This window comes from Streptomyces sp. NPDC023838, assembly GCF_040639555.1.
Classification (GTDB): Bacteria; Actinomycetota; Actinomycetes; order Streptomycetales; family Streptomycetaceae; genus Streptomyces.
In genome coordinates, this window is the sequence record NZ_JBFAAD010000017.1 from 67,366 (window position 1) to 85,643 (window position 18,278).

At 72.3% G+C, this 18,278-nt stretch carries 16 protein-coding genes; 13 read left to right on the forward strand and 3 right to left on the reverse strand.

The annotated features are described in order from the left end of the window. The first annotated feature begins 29 nt into the window (after window positions 1-29). From AB0G17_RS21355 to AB0G17_RS21410, 12 genes are all read left to right on the forward strand, one after another. On the forward strand, window positions 30-1,352 hold the full coding sequence (locus AB0G17_RS21355) for a DUF6716 putative glycosyltransferase (protein WP_361384863.1): 1,323 nt from the start codon (window positions 30-32) through the stop codon (window positions 1,350-1,352). Beyond that, window positions 1,352-2,647, forward strand: a complete 1,296-nt coding sequence (locus AB0G17_RS21360; protein WP_361384866.1) for an acylneuraminate cytidylyltransferase — start codon at window positions 1,352-1,354, stop codon at window positions 2,645-2,647. Before AB0G17_RS21355 ends, AB0G17_RS21360 begins: the two co-directional genes overlap by 1 nt. A 12-nt stretch (window positions 2,648-2,659) precedes the next feature. Continuing rightward, window positions 2,660-3,592: an N-acetylneuraminate synthase family protein gene (locus AB0G17_RS21365; protein WP_361384869.1), complete on the forward strand. Its 933-nt coding sequence runs from the start codon at window positions 2,660-2,662 to the stop codon at window positions 3,590-3,592. Between the two features lie 48 nt (window positions 3,593-3,640). Further along, on the forward strand, window positions 3,641-4,708 hold the full coding sequence (locus tag AB0G17_RS21370; protein WP_361384872.1) for a hypothetical protein: 1,068 nt from the start codon (window positions 3,641-3,643) through the stop codon (window positions 4,706-4,708). Window positions 4,709-4,968: 260 nt separating this feature from the next. Then, entirely contained in the window at window positions 4,969-6,201 is a 1,233-nt protein-coding gene (locus tag AB0G17_RS21375; RefSeq protein ID WP_361385141.1) for an amidohydrolase, read from the forward strand. 140 nt (window positions 6,202-6,341) lie between these two features. Beyond that, the gene (locus AB0G17_RS21380; RefSeq protein ID WP_361384875.1) at window positions 6,342-7,406 is read left to right on the forward strand and encodes a BMP family ABC transporter substrate-binding protein; all 1,065 of its coding nucleotides are present in this window, start codon (window positions 6,342-6,344) and stop codon (window positions 7,404-7,406) included. A gap of 228 nt (window positions 7,407-7,634) precedes the next feature. Then, window positions 7,635-9,170, forward strand: a complete 1,536-nt coding sequence (locus tag AB0G17_RS21385; protein WP_361385144.1) for an ABC transporter ATP-binding protein — start codon at window positions 7,635-7,637, stop codon at window positions 9,168-9,170. Further along, on the forward strand, window positions 9,167-10,288 hold the full coding sequence (locus AB0G17_RS21390) for an ABC transporter permease (protein ID WP_361384878.1): 1,122 nt from the start codon (window positions 9,167-9,169) through the stop codon (window positions 10,286-10,288). The genes AB0G17_RS21385 and AB0G17_RS21390 overlap by 4 nt, the downstream gene beginning before the upstream one ends. Further along, the gene (locus AB0G17_RS21395; protein ID WP_361384881.1) at window positions 10,285-11,571 is read left to right on the forward strand and encodes an ABC transporter permease; all 1,287 of its coding nucleotides are present in this window, start codon (window positions 10,285-10,287) and stop codon (window positions 11,569-11,571) included. Before AB0G17_RS21390 ends, AB0G17_RS21395 begins: the two co-directional genes overlap by 4 nt. Continuing rightward, complete coding sequence (locus AB0G17_RS21400) at window positions 11,568-11,993, forward strand: cytidine deaminase (RefSeq protein WP_361384884.1); 426 nt, start codon at window positions 11,568-11,570, stop codon at window positions 11,991-11,993. The genes AB0G17_RS21395 and AB0G17_RS21400 overlap by 4 nt, the downstream gene beginning before the upstream one ends. A gap of 116 nt (window positions 11,994-12,109) precedes the next feature. Further along, window positions 12,110-13,387: a thymidine phosphorylase gene (locus AB0G17_RS21405; protein ID WP_361384887.1), complete on the forward strand. Its 1,278-nt coding sequence runs from the start codon at window positions 12,110-12,112 to the stop codon at window positions 13,385-13,387. A 71-nt stretch (window positions 13,388-13,458) separates the two neighbouring features. Further along, window positions 13,459-13,728, forward strand: a complete 270-nt coding sequence (locus AB0G17_RS21410; RefSeq protein WP_361384890.1) for an STAS domain-containing protein — start codon at window positions 13,459-13,461, stop codon at window positions 13,726-13,728. Between the two features lie 217 nt (window positions 13,729-13,945). Here AB0G17_RS21410 and AB0G17_RS21415 read toward each other — a convergent pair whose 3' ends face one another. Together AB0G17_RS21415 and AB0G17_RS21420 are read right to left on the reverse strand one after the other, a co-directional pair. Further along, entirely contained in the window at window positions 13,946-14,932 is a 987-nt protein-coding gene (locus tag AB0G17_RS21415; protein WP_361384892.1) for a sigma-70 family RNA polymerase sigma factor, read from the reverse strand. Between the two features lie 83 nt (window positions 14,933-15,015). Further along, a complete protein-coding gene (locus AB0G17_RS21420; protein ID WP_361384894.1) occupies window positions 15,016-16,305 on the reverse strand; it encodes an MFS transporter in 1,290 nt (429 codons plus the stop codon). Between the two features lie 35 nt (window positions 16,306-16,340). On the opposite strand from AB0G17_RS21420, the gene AB0G17_RS21425 reads away from it, so the two are divergent. Then, complete coding sequence (locus tag AB0G17_RS21425; RefSeq protein ID WP_361384897.1) at window positions 16,341-17,321, forward strand: LysR family transcriptional regulator; 981 nt, start codon at window positions 16,341-16,343, stop codon at window positions 17,319-17,321. Between the two features lie 80 nt (window positions 17,322-17,401). Here the strand turns inward: AB0G17_RS21425 and AB0G17_RS21430 are convergent, their stop codons facing one another. Continuing rightward, window positions 17,402-18,166: an alpha/beta hydrolase gene (locus tag AB0G17_RS21430; protein ID WP_361384900.1), complete on the reverse strand. Its 765-nt coding sequence runs from the start codon at window positions 18,164-18,166 to the stop codon at window positions 17,402-17,404. Between the last annotated feature and the right edge of the window lie 112 nt (window positions 18,167-18,278).

Here is an 18,278-nt window from a genome sequence, read left to right on the forward strand (position 1 = left end):
AAACGGAATGGATTCCTAGCTTCTTCGACGTGCCATCACGTACGAATCCCCTCGACGCCCCGCCGCGGATCGCCGTTCTCGCCGATTCCGACACCCGGTGGAAATGGGGTGCCCTCACCGCCCGCCGGATCGCCGAGCGCACGCCCGAGCTCAGCGGCTTCCTGCTGCGCGGCCGGGCCACCCCCACCCCGCGCCAGCTCGCCGAGGTCGGCGTCGGCGCCGACGCGCTGCGCGAGGTGACGATGGCCGCGTTCCTGCGTGCGGTCGAGCGCGAGCCGTACGACGTGGTGGTCCTCGCGCTGGTCGGCGGCGCCGCCCAGGCGGCCCTGCACGGCCTCGCCCGGCTGTGGCCCGCCGGCACCCGCAGGCCCGTCCTGGTCACCGGCTACGTCGGCGTGGTCTACGAGAAGCTCGCCGACGGCCTGCTGCTGCGCCACGGCGCCGACGTGGTGCTCGCCAACTCCCGCCACGACGCCGAGCGGTTCCGCGCGGTGTACGAGGGCGTGGGCGCCGACGCCTCGGCGGTGACCGAGGCAGCCCTGCCGTTCCTCGGGGGAGCGCCCTACCGGCCCGAGCCGGGCCGCGACACTCTGGTCTTCGCCGCGCAGCCGTCCGTGCCCGAGAGCCGCGCCGACCGGCTCTACCTGCTGCGGCGCCTGATCGCCCACGCCCGCCGCCACCCCGGCCGCGAGGTGCTGCTCAAGCTGCGCTCCAAGCCCGGCGAGCACACCACGCACATCGAGGAGCAGCCCTACCAGAAGCTCGCCCGGTCCCTGGAGCGGCCGCCCAACTTCCGTCTGGTGTACGGGAACATGGGCGAGGTCCTGGACCGTGCCGACCTGCTGGTCACGGTCTCCTCGACGGCCGCCCTGGAATCCCTGCACCGCCAGGTGCCCACCGCCGTCCTTACCGACCTGGGCGTACGCGAGGGCCTCGGCAACCACCACTTCATCGGGTCGGGCTGCCTCGCCTCCTGGGACGAGCTGGACGCCGGCCACCGCCCGAGCCCCGACGCGGGCTGGCTCGCCGCCCAGGGGGTCGCCCCCGGCGAGGCCTACGCCACCGCCTTCGACGCGGCCCGCGCCCGCATCGCGGACCTCCTCGCCCGCCCCGGCCTGCCGCCCGTACGGCCCTACTACACGCCCGCGACCGCCCCCGGCTATCTGCCCGGCCTCCTCGCCCGCCACCACCTCGCCCCCGACGGCACCCCGCTGCCGGGCGCCGCGCCCGAAGCGGAGGCCACCGGCGTACGCCGCCTGGTGCGCGACGCCGTACGGGACGCGGCCCGCGGGGCCTACCGCCACGGCGTGCAGCGCGTGGCCCCGGTCATCCGCCGGATGGGAGAACTCTGATGAACGCGCAGCCTTTGGCGAACGCCGAGCCCGTGGTGAACGCCCAGCCTCTGGCCAACGCCCAGCCCGTGGTGAACGCCCAGCCCACCGCGCCCGCCCCGCCGGCCCCGCCCAAGAAGGTCCTGGCCGTCATCCCGGCCCGGGGCGGCTCCAAGGGGGTGCCCGGCAAGAACCTCGCCGCGGTCGGCGGCGTCCCGCTGGTCGTGCGGGCCGTACGGGCCTGTCTCGCCGCGCGCCACGTCACCGATGTCGCGGTCTCCACGGACGACCCGGCGATCGCCTCCGCGGCCGCCGCGGCGGGCGCGCACGTCGTGGTGCGGCCCGCCGCCATCGCCGGGGACACCGCGACCAGCGAGGCGGCGGTGCTGCACGCCCTCGAAGAGCACCCGGACGCCGCCGTCGTCCTGCTCGTCCAGTGCACCAGCCCCTTCCTGACCCGCGAGGACGTGGACGGGGTCGCCGCGGCCGTCGTGGGCGGCGCCGACACGGCCGTCACCGTGGCCCCCTTCCACGGCTTCGTGTGGCGCGAGAGCGCTCAGGACGGCGGCGAGGGCATGGGCCACGACAAGGCCTTCCGCCCGCGCCGCCAGGACCGCCCCCAGGACTTCCTGGAGACCGGCGCCGCGTACGCCATGGACGCCGAGGGCTTCCGCACCCACCGGCACCGCTTCTTCGGGCACACCGCGCTGGTGCGGACCGACCCGGCCCGGGTCCTGGAGATCGACGACCCGCACGACCTGGCCCGCGCCCGCGCCCTCGCCCCGCTGCTCGACGCGGCCCGCACCCCGGACCGCGACGACGTCGACGCGGTCGTCCTGGACTTCGACGGCACCCAGACCGACGACCGCGTGCTCATCGACTCCGAGGGCCGCGAACTCGTCGCCGTGCACCGGGGCGACGGGCTCGGCGTCGCCGCCCTGCGCCGCTCCGGCCTGAAGCTGCTCATCCTCTCCACCGAGCAGAACCCGGTGGTCGCCGCCCGCGCCCGCAAGCTCCAGGTCCCCGTCCTGCACGGCGTCGACCGCAAGGACCTCGCGCTCAAGCAGTGGTGCGAGGACGCGGGGGTCGACCCGGCGCGGGTGCTCTACGCGGGCAACGACGTCAACGACCTGCCCTGCTTCTCCCTCGTCGGCTGGCCGGTCGCGGTCGCCGACGCCCATGACTCCGTGCGCGCCGCCGCGCGCGCGGTCACCGCCACCCCCGGCGGCGAGGGCGCGATCCGCGAGATCGCCGCCTGGCTCCTCGGACCCGAGCTCCACCACACCCCTTCGCTCCACAACTCCCCTGCCCAGTAAGGACATCCCCTCATGAGCAACCGTCTGCGCACCTTCGGCAGCCGCAGCGCCGGACCGGGTCAGCCGGTGTACGTCACCGGTGAGATCGGCATCAACCACAACGGTGACCTGGGCAACGCCCTCGCCCTGATCGACGCCGCCGCCGACGCGGGCTGCGACGCCGTCAAGTTCCAGAAGCGCACCCCGGAGATCTGCACCCCGCGCGACCAGTGGGACATCGAGCGCGACACCCCGTGGGGCCGGATGACGTACATCGACTACCGCCACCGGGTGGAGTTCGGCGAGTCGGAGTACCGCACCATCGACGAGCACTGCCGGAAGCGCGGGATCGACTGGTTCGCCTCCCCGTGGGACACCGAGGCCGTCGCGTTCCTGGAGAAGTTCGACCTCCCGGCCCACAAGGTCGCCTCCGCCTCGCTCACCGACGACGAGCTGCTGCGCGCCCTGCGCGCCACCGGCCGCACCGTCATCCTCTCCACCGGCATGTCCACCCCGAAGCAGATCCGGCACGCCGTCGAGGTGCTCGGCAGCGACAACATCCTGCTCTGCCACGCCACCTCCACGTACCCGGCGAAGGCCGAGGAGCTCAACCTGCGGGTCATCAACAGCCTGATGGCCGAGTACCCCAACGTCCCGATCGGCTACAGCGGCCACGAGACGGGCCTGCAGACCACGCTGGCCGCCGTCGCCCTCGGCGCCACGTTCGTCGAGCGCCACATCACCCTGGACCGCGCGATGTGGGGCTCCGACCAGGCCGCCTCCGTCGAGCCGGGCGGCCTGCAGCGCCTGGTGCGCGACATCCGCACCATCGAGGCGGCGCTCGGCGACGGCGTCAAGAAGGTGTACGAGTCGGAGCTCGCCCCGATGAAGAAGCTGCGCCGGGTCACCGGTGTCGTCGCCGAGGCCGAGGCCGCCGACGCCGACCGCGCGCCGGTCTCGGTCTGAGACGGGCCGGCCGCCGTGCCTCGGGACACCTCCGCCACGATCGCCTTCGTGGAGAGCCCGGTCCAGCTGCTCAACGTGCTGGAGTGGGCCCATTCCACGCGCCCGCTGCTGAACGGCGTGCCGGCCCAGCGGTCCGGGCCCCAGGACGCGGCGGCCGCCCGCGACGACCTCACCGTCGTCGTCCTCTCGCCCACCGACCCGATGTCACGCGGCCAGCTGCGCCGGATGGCGGAGCTGGCCCGCGAGGAGGGCATGCGGGTGCGCTGGGAGGAGGCGCGCGGCGGCCTCACCGCCCCTCTGCGCACCATCGGCGGGCTCTCCGGGCTGCTGCGCCGCGCCGACCGGATCGTCATCGGCGACCCGTTCTCGCGCTACGTCCATCTGCTGCTGACCGTGGCCCGCGCCCGTGACCTGGTCGTCGTCGACGACGGCACGGCCACCATGGAGTTCGTCGCCCAGCTGGGCAGCGGCGAGCGCCTGGTGCGCTGGCACCGGCGCGGCAGCCGGGCGGGGGCGCGCGATCTGCTCTTCGCCCCGTTCGCAGCCTCGGCGCGCCGTCGGCTCACCCCGTCCCGCAGGCGTACGGTCGAGGTGTTCAGCGCCATGCCCGTCCAGGCGCCGGAGGCGGTCACGGTCACCCCGAACACCTTCGGCTGGACCCGGGCCCGGTTCGGGCCGCCGCGCATCACCAAGGGCGCGGACATCGTGGGCACCTCACTGGTGGAGACGGGCGTGGTCGACCCCGACCGCTATCAGGAGGCGGTCGCGGCCCTGGCCCGCACCCACGGGGCCACCCGGTACTTCGCCCACCGCCGCGAGTCCCCCGAGAAGCTGCGCACCCTGCACCTGCGGACCGGGCTGGAGATCGTGCGGCCGGACCTGCCGCTCGAACTGATAGCCCGGCGCGGCCCGGTCGGGCGTACGATCCTCAGTTTTCCCTCCACGGTCGTGCACACCCTGCCGCCCGCGCTGGCGGGCACCGGGGTGCGCCTGCTGGTCTGCGACATCGACCCGGGCTGGCTCACCGACAAGGCCTCCCCGCGCGCCCAGGGCTTCCTCGCGGACGTCACCGGCTCGGCCCGCACCGCCCACGGGCTGCGCATGGTCGCGGCGTGAGCGGGCACACGGGCCGGGGAGCCGTCCGGGCGGCGCGGGACCCCGGTCCGGGCCGGGGCTGAGACGGCGCTGAGAGCACGCGGAGAGCGCACTGCGAAACACCTGCGACACGCCTGAGAAACGGGCGGCGAGTTTACCCAGCCCCCGAGGCCGACAACCGTCGGGCGGGCAGGTTTCTTTCCCCTATCGGGCTGAACTTTTGTTGATCGAAGGTTAGTTGGCCCCTGAAGGGGCCTACCCTTCAACAGGTGAACCAGTTGATGTCGCGCGCCTCCGACGAACCCGAAGCCGATCAGCCCGGGGAAGCCCCGCTGCCCGGGTTGCTCCCCGAGCCCCTGCGCGCCGAACTCATCGCCTTCCGCCGGGACTTGCACATGCACCCCGAGCTGGGAAACCAGGAGTTCCGCACCACCGCGGCGATCAAGAAGCGCCTGGAGGCCGCCGGGCTCAAGCCCCGGGTCCTCGACAGCGGGACCGGACTCCTGTGCGATGTCGGCACCCGGAAGGGGGCACGGCCCATGCTGGCGATCAGGGGGGACATCGACGCCCTGCCGATCCCGGACGCCAAGGTCAACGTGCCGTACCGCTCGACCGTCCCCGATCGGGCGCATGCCTGCGGCCACGACATCCACACCACCACCGTGCTCGGCACCGGCCTGGTGCTGGCCGAGCTGGACCGCCAGGGCCTGCTGCCGAACCCGGTCCGGCTGGTCTTCCAGCCCGCCGAGGAGGTGCTGCCCGGCGGCGCCACCGACGCGATCCGCTCCGGCGCGCTGGACGGCGTGGGCAGGATCATCGCGGTGCACTGCGACCCGCGCGTGGACGCGGGCCGGATCGGGCTGCGAGCCGGGGCGATCACCTCGGCGTGCGACCGTCTGGAGATCACCCTGCACGGGCCCGGCGGCCACACCGCCCGCCCGCACCTGACCACCGACCTGGTCACCGCCGCCGCCCGGGTGGTCACCGACGTGCCCGCGCTGCTGGCCCGCCGGATCGACGCGCGCGCCGGGCTCGCCGTCACCTGGGGCCGCATGGACGCCGGGCACGCCTGCAACGTCATCCCGATGCGCGCGGAGCTGGCCGGAACCGTGCGCTGCCTGGACCTGCACGCCTGGCGCGACGCGCCCGGCAAGGTGCACGCCGCGATCGACGAGGTGGCCACTCTGCACGGCGCCAAGCCCGAGATCAATTACGTCCGCGGCGTGCCGCCGGTCGTCAACGACCCGGCCGTGGCCGAACTCCTGCGCGAGGCTCAGACGGCGCGCCGAGGGTCGTACGCGATCGAGGACACCGAGCAGTCGCTGGGTGGCGAAGACTTTTCGTGGTACCTGGAACACGTGCCGGGCGCGATGGCCCGTCTGGGCGTGCGCACTCCCGGCTCCGACGCCCGTCTTGACCTGCATCGGGGTGATTTCGACGCCGATGAGGCCGCGATCCAGGTCGGTGTGGAGCTCTTCACTGCCGCAGCGCTGCTGGAAGGACACCGTTCGTAACCGGACACTTCATCGTCTGTTCGCGGCGATTCGATAACGGCTTCCGAACAGGTCTTTACGCGACATCTACGCGCGTTACGATCCGACGCGAAACCAGCGCCGGTAGGGGCGCTCTCGGTTCGTTTTGAAGGGACCTCCTCGTGCGCCGGGTATCCAAGATCGCTGCGGCCGGTATCGCCACCGCCGCGCTCGCGCTTTCCGCCACCGCGTGTGGCAGCACCTCCTCCGAGAAGGACAAGGGCTCCTCTTCGTCGTCCAGCGCGGGCGGCAAGGGCATCAAGGTCGGCGTCGCGTACGACGTGGGCGGCCGGGGCGACCACTCGTTCAACGACTCCGCCGCGCGCGGCATCGACAAGGCCAAGGGCGAGTTCGGCGGTGAGATCAAGGAGCTGACCGCCAAGACCACGGACACCGAGGCCGACCGCGTCGAGCGCCTCACCCAGCTGGCCCAGGCGGGCTACAACCCGGTCGTCGGCATCGGCTACGCCTACGCCAACTCGATGAAGCAGGTCGCCGCCAAGTTCCCGAAGACCACCTTCGGCATCGTCGACTCGGTCGTCGAGGGCGCGCCCAACGTCGACAACATCGTCTTCACCGAGGAGCAGGGCTCCTACCTCGCGGGCGTCGCCGCGGCGCTGAAGTCGAAGTCCGGCCACGTCGGCTTCATCGGCGGCGTGGACGTCCCGCTGATCAAGAAGTTCGAGGCGGGCTTCGTCCAGGGCGTCAAGGACACCAAGCCGTCCGACGACGTCAAGGTCCAGTACCTCTCGCACGGCTCGGACACCTCCGGCTTCGCCAGCCCCGACAAGGGCAAGGCCGCCGCGCAGGGCATGCTCGACGACGGCATCGACGTCGTCTACACGGCCGCCGGCTCCTCCGGCAACGGCGCCATCGAGGCCGTCGCGGGCAAGAAGGGCGCCTGGGCGATCGGCGTCGACTCCGACCAGTACAACCAGGCCTCGCTGGACAAGTACAAGTCCTCGATCCTGACCTCGGTCGTCAAGAACGTCGACATCGGCGTCTACGACCTGGTCAAGTCGGTCAAGGACGGCAAGCCGCTCACCGGCACCAACAGCTACCCGCTGAGCAAGGACGGCGTCTCGCTGGCCACCAGCGGCGGCTTCATCGACGACATCAAGGCCCAGATCGACGCGGCCAAGAAGAAGATCGTCGCCGGCGAGATCAAGGTCAAGACCACCCCGTGACCCGTGGCGGTCGGCACGACCGCCCCGCAGTCACCGCGCCCGGCTCCGGCCGGGCGCACCTGCCCGGCGGGCAGAGCGTCCTCGCTCTGCCCGCCGGGCATAACGAAGTGTCAACTCTACGCGCGTAGGCCGGAGTTGGCGCGCTAGCTTCTCCGGAAGCCCCCCGCCCCCCGCTCCTGCTCATGAGGAGAGTGCGCCATCAACGCGTCCAGCCCTCCCGCCGTCGAACTGCGCGGCATCACCAAACGCTTCCCCGGCGTCGTGGCCAACAAGGACATCGACATCACCGTCAAGAAGGGCACCGTCCATGCCCTCTGCGGTGAGAACGGCGCCGGCAAGTCCACCCTGATGAAGATCCTCTACGGCATGCAGAAGCCGGACGAGGGAACCATCACCGTCGACGGCGAGCAGGTGGTCTTCCACAGCCCCGCCGACGCCATCGCGCGCGGAATCGGCATGGTGCACCAGCACTTCATGCTCGCCGACAACCTCACCGTCCTGGAGAACGTGGTTCTCGGCGGCGAGAAGCTGTACGGCATCGGGGCCAAGGCCCGCAAGAAGATCCGGGAGATCTCGGACGCGTACGGTCTGAACGTCCGTCCCGACGCTGTCGTCGAGGACCTGGGCGTCGCCGACCGCCAGCGCGTGGAGATCCTCAAGGTCCTCTACCGCGGCGCCCGCACCCTCATCCTCGACGAGCCGACGGCCGTCCTGGTCCCGCAGGAGGTCGAGTCGCTCTTCGACAACCTGCGCGAGCTCAAGGCGGAGGGCCTGACCGTCATCTTCATCTCGCACAAGCTGGGCGAGGTGCTGAAGGTCGCCGACGACATCACCGTCATCCGGCGCGGCACCACGGTCGGCACCGCCGACCCCAAGAACACCACCACCAAGCAGCTCGCCGAGCTGATGGTGGGCAGCGAGCTGCCCTCGCCGGAGACCCGCGAGTCGACGGTCACCGACGTGCCGATGCTCAAGGTCGCCGACCTGGCACTGGCCGCCACCGACCCCGACGGCGTGGTCCGCGAGGTGCTCTCCGCGGTCTCCTTCACCATCCACAAGGGCGAGGTCCTGGGCATCGCCGGCGTCGAGGGCAACGGCCAGGCCGAGCTCGTCGAGGCCATCATGGGCATGCGCGACCCGGACGGCGGTGTCATCACCCTCGACGACACCGACATCTCGCACGCGCCCACGCGCAAGCGCCGCGAGGACGGCATCGGGTACATCCCCGAGGACCGCCACCGCCACGGGCTGCTGCTTGAGGCCCCGCTCTGGGAGAACCGCGTCCTCGGCCACGTCACCGAGCGCCCCAACTCCAAGGGCGGGCTGCTCGACAACAAGGCCGCGCGGCTGGACACCGAGCGCATCGTGCGCGAGTACGACGTGCGCACCCCCGGCATCGAGGTCACCGCGGCCTCGCTCTCCGGCGGCAACCAGCAGAAGCTGATCGTCGGCCGCGAGATGAGCCACAACCCCAAGCTCCTCATCGCCGCGCATCCCACCCGGGGCGTGGACGTGGGCGCGCAGGCGCAGATCTGGGACCAGATCCGCACCGCCCGCCACGAGGGCCTCGCGGTGCTGCTGATCTCCGCCGACCTGGACGAGCTGATCGGCCTGTCCGACACCCTGCGGGTGATGTACCGCGGCCGCCTGGTCGCCGACGCCGACCCCGCCACGATCACCCCTGAGGAGCTGGGCTCGGCCATGACCGGCGCCGCCGCCGGCCATCTGGAGCACCAGGACAGCACCGGGGGAGAGGACCGATGAAAAAGTTCACCCAGCGCATCGACAAGGAGAAGCTGCTCCTCGCGATCGCGGCCCCCGTGCTCGCGGTGGTCGCGGCGCTCGTCGTGACCGCCCTGGTCATCCTGGCCACCGGCAAGAACCCGATGCCCGCCTTCAACGACATGCTGTCGTACGGCTCGGCCAGCGACAGCCAGGTCTACATCCTCAACAAGGCGACGACGTACTACCTCGCGGGCATCGCGGTGGCCATCGGCTTCCGGATGAACCTCTTCAACATCGGTGTGGACGGCCAGTACCGCATCGCGGCCTTCCTCGCCGCGGTCCTGGGCGGCGCGGTCTCCCTGCCCGGCGTCGTCGCCATCCCGCTGATGATCGTCGCGGCCATGGCGGTGGGTGCCCTGTGGGCGGCCATCGCGGGCGTCCTCAAGGTCACCCGGGGCGTCAGTGAGGTCATCTCGACCATCATGCTGAACGCCATCGCGACCGCGATCATCGCCTATCTGCTCCAGCCCGAGCGGCTCGGCCAGCTTGACCAGGCGGGCACGCTGGTCTCCACCAAGCCGCTGCCCAAGAGCTCCTGGTTCTTCACCATCGACAACGGTGACGCCGGCCAGATCTGGGGCTTCGTCGTCCTCGCGGTCGTCGTCGGCGTGGCCTACTGGTTCGTCCTCGGCCGCACCCGGTTCGGCTTCGACCTGCGGGCCGTCGGCCAGTCCGAGTCCGCGGCCGCGGCGAGCGGTGCCAACGTCAAGAAGATGATCGTCACCAGCATGATCATCTCGGGTGCGGTGGCCGGTCTCGTCGGTCTGCCGACGCTGCTCAACGACAGCCACCAGTTCGACAACAGCTTCCCGCTCGGCCTCGGCTTCACCGGCATCGCCGTGGCGCTGCTCGGCCGCAACCACCCGGTGGGCGTCGCGCTCGCCGCCCTGGTCTGGGGCTACCTGGAGCGCACCACCGGCCACTTCGAAGTGATCGGCTACGACAAGGAGATCCTCGGCGTGATCCAGGGCGTCATCGTCCTGTGCGTCGTGATCGCGTACGAAGTCGTCCGCCGCTACGGCCTCAAGCGCCAGCAGCAGCGCGTCGGCGCCGAGCTGGCAGCCCAGGCCGCCAAGAAGCAGGAGGTGACGGCATGAGCGTCACGACCACCACCGCCAAGACCCCGCCGCCCCCCGCCGGGCTCAAGGGCAACGCCAAGCGCAAGTTCTCCTGGGCGCAGATCCTGCTGATCGTCGCGGGCGCGCTGATCCTGGTCTCCGCCGTGCGCATCATCACCGGCGCCAACCAGCTGACCTCCGAGGGCCAGATCAGCGCCGCGCTCGGCCTCGCCGTGCCGATCGGCCTCGCGGGCCTGGCGGGCCTGTGGTCCGAGCGGGCCGGCGTGGTCAACATCGGCCTCGAAGGCATGATGATCCTCGGTACGTTCGGCGCGGGCTGGGTCGGCTGGCAGTCCAGCCCCTGGCTCGGCCTGATCGCGGGCGTCGGCTTCGGCGTCCTGGGCGGCCTCGTCCACGCGGTGGCCACCGTCACCTTCGGCGTCGACCACATCGTCTCCGGTGTGGCCGTCAACCTGCTCGCGGTCGGCACCACGCAGTACATGGCCAAGCTCTTCTTCAACGAGGGCGACGCCGCGGCGAAGGGCGGCAACCCCAAGCAGTCGCCGCCCGCCGACCCGCTGCCCGACTTCACCGTCCCGGGCCTGTCCTCCGGTCTGGAGTCGATCCAGAAGCACCACTGGTTCCTGGTCTCCGACCTCGCCGGCATCCTCGGTGGTCTGATCACCCACGTCTCCTGGGTCACCGTCATCGCCGTGGCGCTCTTCGTGGGCACCTGGTGGGTGCTGTGGAAGAGCGCGTTCGGCCTGCGGCTGCGCTCCTGCGGCGAGAACCCGATCGCCGCCGAGTCGCTCGGCGTCAACGTGTACACGTACAAGTACGCGGCGGTCGCCGTCTCCGGCGGCCTCGCCGGTCTCGGCGGCGCCTTCCTGGCGCTCGTCACCTCGCACATCTACCTGGAGGGCCAGACCGGCGGCCGCGGCTACATCGGTCTCGCCGCGATGATCTTCGGCAACTGGCGGCCGGGCGGACTCGCCATGGGCGCCGGCCTGTTCGGCTTCTCCGACGCGCTCCAGCTGCGCAACGGCGGCACCACCGTGCACGCCCTGCTGCTCCTGCTCGTGGTGCTGCTGGTCGCCCTGGCCGCCTGGAAGGCGTACAAGAAGGCCGTGCTCCAGGCCGCGATCAGCGCGGTCATGGCCGCCGCGATCCTGGTCTGGTACCTGGCCACCGACGACGTCCCCAGCGACTTCGTCGGCGCCACGCCGTACGTGGTCACCCTGCTCGTGCTGTCGCTCTCCGCGCAGCGCCTGCGGATGCCCAAGGCCGACGGCATGCGCTACCGCAAGGGCCAGGGCAAGTGACGCCGGACGCCCCCGGTGCCCCCGCCGTCGACTGGGAGGCCCTGCGCGAGGCGGCCCGGGACGCCATGTCCCGGGCGTACGCCCCGTACTCGGAGTACCCGGTCGGCGCGGCCGCCCTCGTCGACGACGGCCGCACCGTCACCGGCTGCAACGTCGAGAACGCCTCGTACGGCCTCTCGCTCTGCGCCGAGTGCGGGCTCGTCTCGGCGCTGCGCCTGGGCGGTGGCGGCCGGCTGACGCACTTCGTGTGCGTCGACGGTCGCGGCGAGGCCCTGGTGCCGTGCGGACGCTGCCGCCAGCTGCTGTACGAGCACGGCGGCCCGGAGCTGCTCCTGGAGACCCCGGACGGGATCCTGCCGCTCTCCGCGATGCTGCCGCAGGCCTTCGGGCCGGACCATCTGAAGCACCCCCCGCTCAAGTAACCACCGCGGCCCCTCCGTTGCTGATCAGCGAGGGAGGGGCCGCACCCGTCAGCCCTCTCTATGCGCGTAGAGTCGCGTATACGTACGGACGTACCGCACTTGCCGGAAGGAATGCCATGGACGTCATCTCCGTCATCCGCACCAAGCGAGACCGGGGCGAGCTGAGCCCGGAGCAGATCGACTGGGTCATCGACGCCTACACCCGGGGTGTCGTCGCCGACGAGCAGATGTCGGCGCTCGCCATGGCGATCCTGCTCAACGGCATGAACCGTACGGAGATCGCCCGCTGGACCGCCGCGATGATCGCGTCCGGCGAGCGCATGAACTTCGACGCGCTCTCGCGCCCCACCGCCGACAAGCACTCCACCGGTGGCGTCGGCGACAAGATCACGCTGCCGCTCGCCCCGCTGGTCGCCGCCTGCGGCGCGGCCGTGCCGCAGCTGTCCGGCCGGGGCCTCGGCCACACCGGCGGCACCCTCGACAAGCTGGAGTCCATCCCCGGCTGGCGCGCGCTGCTCTCCAACGAGGAGATGCTGAACGTCCTGGACACCACCGGCGCGGTCATCTGCGCGGCCGGTGACGGCCTGGCTCCCGCGGACAAGAAGCTCTACGCCCTGCGCGACGTCACCGGCACGGTCGAGGCGATCCCGCTGATCGCGTCCTCGATCATGTCGAAGAAGATCGCCGAGGGCACCGGCTCGCTGGTCCTCGACGTCAAGGTCGGCACCGGCGCCTTCATGAAGACCATCGAGGACGCCCGCGAGCTCGCCTCCACCATGGTGGCGCTGGGCACGGACAGCGGCGTGAAGACGGTGGCCCTGCTCACCGACATGTCCACTCCGCTCGGCCTCACCGCCGGCAACGCCCTCGAAGTGCGCGAGTCCGTCGAGGTCCTCGCGGGCGGCGGCCCCCAGGACGTCGTCGACCTCACCCTGGCGCTCGCCCGCGAGATGCTGGACGCAGCCGGGATCAAGGACGCCGACCCCGAGAAGGCGCTCGCCGACGGCTCGGCCATGGACGTCTGGCGCCGGATGATCGCGGCCCAGGGCGGCGACCCGGACGCGACCCTGCCGGTCGCCCGCGAGCAGCACGTGGTGACCGCGCCGAGCTCCGGCGTGCTGACCCGCCTCGACGCGTACGACATCGGCGTCGCCGCCTGGCGCCTCGGCGCCGGCCGGGCCCGCAAGGAGGACCCGGTGCAGGCGGGCGCGGGCATCGAGCTGCACGCCAAGCCGGGCGACACGGTGACGGCGGGTCAGCCGCTGCTCACCCTGCACACGGACACGCCGGAGAAGTTCGAGTACGCCCTCCAGACGCTGGGTGCCTCGTACGACATCGCCCCGGCGGGCACGTCGTTCACCCCGAACCCGATCGTCCTCGACCGGATCGCCTGACGCTCCCCGGCACCTCCCCGCAGACCCGCACCCGGCCGATGACTTTCCCGGCCGGGGCGGGTCTGTTCCGTGTGACCCCCACCGAACCGGCCCACCTGGTCGTCCCCGCCCCCGTCACCCTCGCCGACGTACCCCCGCTCTGCGAGCGGCTGCGGGCGCTGTACGCGGCCGGGGCGCGGGAGGTGGTCTGCGACGTGGGCGGGCTCGTACGGGCCGATCTGGCGGCGGTGGAGGCGGTGGCCCGTCTGCGCCTCACCGCCCGGCGGGCGGGCGGGCGCATCGAGATACGGAACGCGGGGCCGGGGTTGGTGGCGCTGCTGCACCTTGCGGGGCTCCTCTAGGGCCCGGTCTTTGTCTGCGGGCCGACTGTGGTTGCTCGCGCAGTTCCCCGCGCCCCTAACCCCGTTTTCGCCTGCGGGCCGTCTGTGGTTGCTCGCGCGGTTCCCCGCGCCCCTGAAGTGCGCCCTTCGGGCCGCCCAGGGGATTGCCGCGCAGCGGCACCTAAGGGGCGCGGGGAACTGCGCGACCAGCCCACCACCGGGCCGCAGGTGAAAGACGTCAGTCCTCGCCGAGGGCTTGGGGCAAGCCGAACATCGGGAACCAACGCGCCGTGTCCAGGAAGGCGTTGAGCCCGACTATCTTGCCGTCGGCGATCTCCACCACCTGGAGCGCCCACGGCTCGTGGCGGCCCCCGGGACCACTCGGGCGGTACTGCCCGAACGCGGGCGTCCCGTTGGCCACCGTCGGCACCAGGCGCGAACCCCGGCAGTCGGCTCCGGGCCCCACGTGCCACGCCACGATGTCCTCGGGGCCGCGCAGCCACAGGTCGTACGGCGGCATCGACAGCGTCGCGTCCTCGTGCAGCAGGGACGTCAGGGCCGACATGTCGTACCCCTCGAACGCCGCCACATAGCGGGCCAGGAGCTTCTGCTGCTCCTCGTCGAGCGCGTCCGCCGCGTCCGAGGCGCGCGGCTCCGACTCCGCCAGCGTCGAACGCGCCCGCTGGAGCGCGCTGTTGACCGACGCCACCGTCGTCCCGAGCAGCTCGGCCACCTCGCTCGCCTTCCACGCGAGCACCTCGCGCAGGATGAGCACCGCCCGCTGCTTGGGCGGCAGGTGCTGGAGGGCCGCGACGAAGGCGAGCCGCACGCTCTCGCGCGCGACCGCCGTCTCGGCCGGGTCGTCCACCGCCGTCGGCAGCACGCGCGCGTCCGGCACCGGCTCCAGCCAGGTCACCTCCGGCCGCGAGCGCAGCACGGCCGAGGACGCGGTCTGCGGGGCCGTGAGGTCCATCGGGCGGGCCCGCTTGCCGCTCGCGGTCAGCATGTCCAGGCAGACGTTGGTGGCGATCCGGTAGAGCCAGGACCGCAGGGACGAGCGGCCCTCGAACTTCTCGTAGCTCCGCCAGGCCCGGACCAGCGTGTCCTGCACCGCGTCCTCCGCCTCGAAGGCCGAGCCGAGCATCCGGTAGCAGTACCCCGTCAGCTCGACCCGGTGCTTCTCCAGGCGCGAGTCCAGGTCCGTCTCCATCGACAGGTCACTCATCGCGTCCACCCCAGATCGCCCGTGTGCTCCAGCTCTTCGGAAGCTACAGGAGCCCACTGACAATCGCGCCTCAGGCGGGCGTTTCAGCAGGTCGCGTGGTGTGAGGTGAGGCGCGTCGCGGCGCGGCGCCGCTCGGTGCGGGCGGCGTGGCTGCCGTACAGCGTCACCGAGACGACGCCGAGGACGGCGAGCAGGCCGAGCAGCACCGTGGCGGGCCAGCCGCCCGCGTGGAAGGCGATCGCGCCGAGCGTCCCGCCCGCGCTGCTGCCCAGGTAGTACGCGGACTGGTAGAGCGCGGAGGCCTGGGCGCGGCCCGTCTTCGCGGTGCGGCTCACCGAGGAGGAGGCGACCGCGTGGCCCGCGAAGAACCCCGCGGTGATCAGCACCAGCCCCGCCAGGACCGCCGCCGGCGTGTCGAGCAGGCTCAGCACCAGACCGGCGGTCGTGGTCGAGACGGCCAGGTACAGCGCGCCCCGGCGGCCGAGCCGGGCGACCAGCTTCCCGGCCGCGGCGGACGAGACCGTACCGACCAGGTAGACCAGGAAGATCGAGCCGACGACGCCCTGCGGGAGGTTGAACGGCTCGGCGGTGAGCCGGTAGCCGATCACCGTGTAGACGGCGCCGAACACCGTCATGAAGAGCGCGCCGATCGCGTACAGCCGTACGAGCAGCGGGTCCGCGAGGTGGCCGCGCACGGTCGCCGCCAGGGCGCGCGGGTCCAGGGAGGCGGCCTTGAAGTTGCGGGAGCTGGGCAGCAGCAGCCGGAAGGCCACCGCGCACCCGGCGGCCAGCAGCCCGACCGCCGCCAGCGCCGCGCGCCAGCCCCACGCCTGAGCCACCCAGCCGGTCAGGATCCGGCCGCTCATGCCGCCGATGGAGTTGCCCGCCACGAACAGGCCGATCGCCGCGACCAGCGCCTTGGGCCGCACCTCCTCGGCGAGGTACGCCATCGCGGAGGCGGGCAGCCCGGCCAGGGCCGCGCCCTGGACCGCCCGCAGCGCCACCAGCCAGCCCACGTTCGGCGCGAACGGGACGAGCAGCCCCACGCCGACCGCGACCACCAGCGAGACCGTCATCGTCCGGGACCGCCCGAACCGCTCGGACAGCGCGCTCAGCGGCAGCACGCACAGCGCCAGCGCGCCGGTCGCCGCCGACACGGTCCAGCTCGCCGTGGAGGCCGACACCCCCAAGTCGCCCGAGATCAGCGGGAGCAGGGCCTGGGTGGAGTAGAGGAGGGCGAAGGTGGCGACCCCGGCGGCGAAGAGCGCGAAGCTCATCCGGCGGTAGCCGGGAGCACCCGGGAAGAGCTGGTCGGGGGACGGCGCGGTGGAGGCACCCACGGTGGTGGGTGCCCCGGTACTGGCAGGAGGCATGATTCGACCGTAGGCCCGGGAGATTTATGCGTCCAATGTATGGAGCGCGCATAATCGATGCACGTACGCATAAGCACAGCTCAGGCGGGTGTCTGTCATTGAACGGTAACGAAGAAGACATTGTCACGGTGCTCGCGCCCCGCCTCGCGTACTTCGCCGCGGTCGCCCGCCACGAGCACGTCACGCGCGCGGCGCACGAGCTCGGGGTGCCCCAGTCGACGCTCTCGCGGGCCATGGTCCGGCTCGAAGAGGACCTCGGGGTCGCCCTGTTCGCCCGCAAGGGCCGCACGGTCTCGCTCACCCCGGCCGGGCGCACCTTCCTCGGCTCGGCCGAGCGGGCCCTCGCCGAGGTCGGGCGGGCCGCCGAGTCGGTGCGGGCCGACGCCGACCCGGCCGCGGGCAAGGTCGCCTTCGGCTTCCTGCACACCATGGGCTCCGAGACCGTACCCGGCCTCATCCGGGCCTTCCGGGTCACCCATCCCCGGGTGCGCTTCACCCTGGTGCAGAACTACGGCGAGGCGATGATCGAGCGGCTGCGCGCGGGCGACCTCGACCTCTGCCTCACCTCGCCGGTGCCCGACGCGCCCGACCTCGTGGCCCGGCGCCTGGACGAGCAGCGGCTGCGGCTCGTCGTCCCCGACGACCACCGCCTCGCGGCCCGCAAGCGGGTCCGGCTGGCGGAGGCCGCCGACGAGACGTTCGTGACCCTGGAGCCCGGTTACGGACTGCGGCGCATCACGGACGACCTGTGCGCGCAGGCCGGGTTCACCCCGAGGGTCGCCTTCGAGGGCGAGGAGGCGGAGACCCTGCGCGGCCTGGTGGCGGCGGGCCTGGGCGTGGCTCTGCTGCCGCCGCCCGCGTTCGCCCGCCCGGGCGTCGTCGAGCTGACGGTGACGGCGCCGCGCGCGGCGCGCGAGATCGGCGTGGCCTGGCTGGACGGCCACCCGGACACCCCGCCGGTCGCCGCCTTCAAGGCGTTCCTGCTGTCGCGGCGCGGGCAGTTGCTGCCGGAGTGAGAACCCGTACCGCTGTATCCAGTGAGAACCCGTACCGCTGTATCCAGTGAGAACCAGTATCGCTGTATCCGCTGTATCCGCTACGAGTTGAGCGACTTGCCGAAGCCCGCCGCGAGCGGCATCCGCAGCCCCAGCGGCGGCGGGGCGGCCAGGGCGTCGGCGACCGGGCGCGCGTAGGGGTGCGTGAAGAGGGAGCCCTTCACGAAGTCGACGGCCAGGGCCAGGACTTCGGCCCGGTGCTGGCGCAGCCCGTGTCCGTCCGAGTGGACCTCGAAGCGGCAGGTGTCGCGGTTGGCCTTCTTCGCGCGCGTGGCGAGCCGGAAGGACAGCTCCGGGTCGCTGCGGGCGTCATTGGAGCCGTGCACTATCAGCACCCGCCGCCCCACCAGCTGCTTCACCGGCTCCGGCTCGGCCGCCACGTCCTCCTCGGGCAGCCAAGGGGCCAGCGAGAGCACGCAGTTGACGGCCCCGTGACCCGCCGCGCGCAGCGCCGCCCGGCCACCCATCCCGTGCCCGGCCAGGCAGACGGGCACGTCCCCGTACTTCCGCACCACCTCCTCGGCGGCCCACGCGGCGTCCGCCGCGAGCCGGGCGTCGTCGCCGTTCCAGCCCCGGCCCCGGTAGCGGACGAGATGGGCCACCAGCCCGTCGTCCCGCCCCGCCCGGGCCAGGCGCCGGGCCAGCGGCAGTGCCGAGGCGTACGAAACGGGGGAAGGGCGGCGCGCCGAGACGGGGTCGCCGTCCGGCAGCACCAGCACCACACCGCCGACCGAGGAGCCGGCGCCGGTCGCACCGACGGCCCGTCCGAGCCGGGCAGCAGGCAGGGAAGTCGCATGCTGTGCCATGGCAGAACAGTCTCAGAAGCCGAGGTGTACTCCACCCGTCCGCGCGGTCACTGTTACGTATCGGCAACCCGGCGACTCCCGGTGATCTACGCGCGTAGGGGCTAGCATGCGC

What these genes read in the sequence shown, in the direction of transcription:
- AB0G17_RS21430 (WP_361384900.1), bottom strand. Translation starts at nt 18,166, where the DNA reads ATGGCACAGCATGCGACTTCCCTGCCTGCTGCCCGGCTCGGACGGGCC.
- AB0G17_RS21375 (WP_361385141.1), top strand. Translation starts at nt 4,969, where the DNA reads ATGTCGCGCGCCTCCGACGAACCCGAAGCCGATCAGCCCGGGGAAGCC.
- AB0G17_RS21405 (WP_361384887.1), top strand. Translation starts at nt 12,110, where the DNA reads ATGGACGTCATCTCCGTCATCCGCACCAAGCGAGACCGGGGCGAGCTG.
- AB0G17_RS21415 (WP_361384892.1), bottom strand. Translation starts at nt 14,932, where the DNA reads ATGAGTGACCTGTCGATGGAGACGGACCTGGACTCGCGCCTGGAGAAG.
- AB0G17_RS21420 (WP_361384894.1), bottom strand. Translation starts at nt 16,305, where the DNA reads ATGCCTCCTGCCAGTACCGGGGCACCCACCACCGTGGGTGCCTCCACC.
- AB0G17_RS21425 (WP_361384897.1), top strand. Translation starts at nt 16,341, where the DNA reads ATGTATGGAGCGCGCATAATCGATGCACGTACGCATAAGCACAGCTCA.
- AB0G17_RS21360 (WP_361384866.1), top strand. Translation starts at nt 1,352, where the DNA reads ATGAACGCGCAGCCTTTGGCGAACGCCGAGCCCGTGGTGAACGCCCAG.
- AB0G17_RS21365 (WP_361384869.1), top strand. Translation starts at nt 2,660, where the DNA reads ATGAGCAACCGTCTGCGCACCTTCGGCAGCCGCAGCGCCGGACCGGGT.
- AB0G17_RS21390 (WP_361384878.1), top strand. Translation starts at nt 9,167, where the DNA reads ATGAAAAAGTTCACCCAGCGCATCGACAAGGAGAAGCTGCTCCTCGCG.
- AB0G17_RS21395 (WP_361384881.1), top strand. Translation starts at nt 10,285, where the DNA reads ATGAGCGTCACGACCACCACCGCCAAGACCCCGCCGCCCCCCGCCGGG.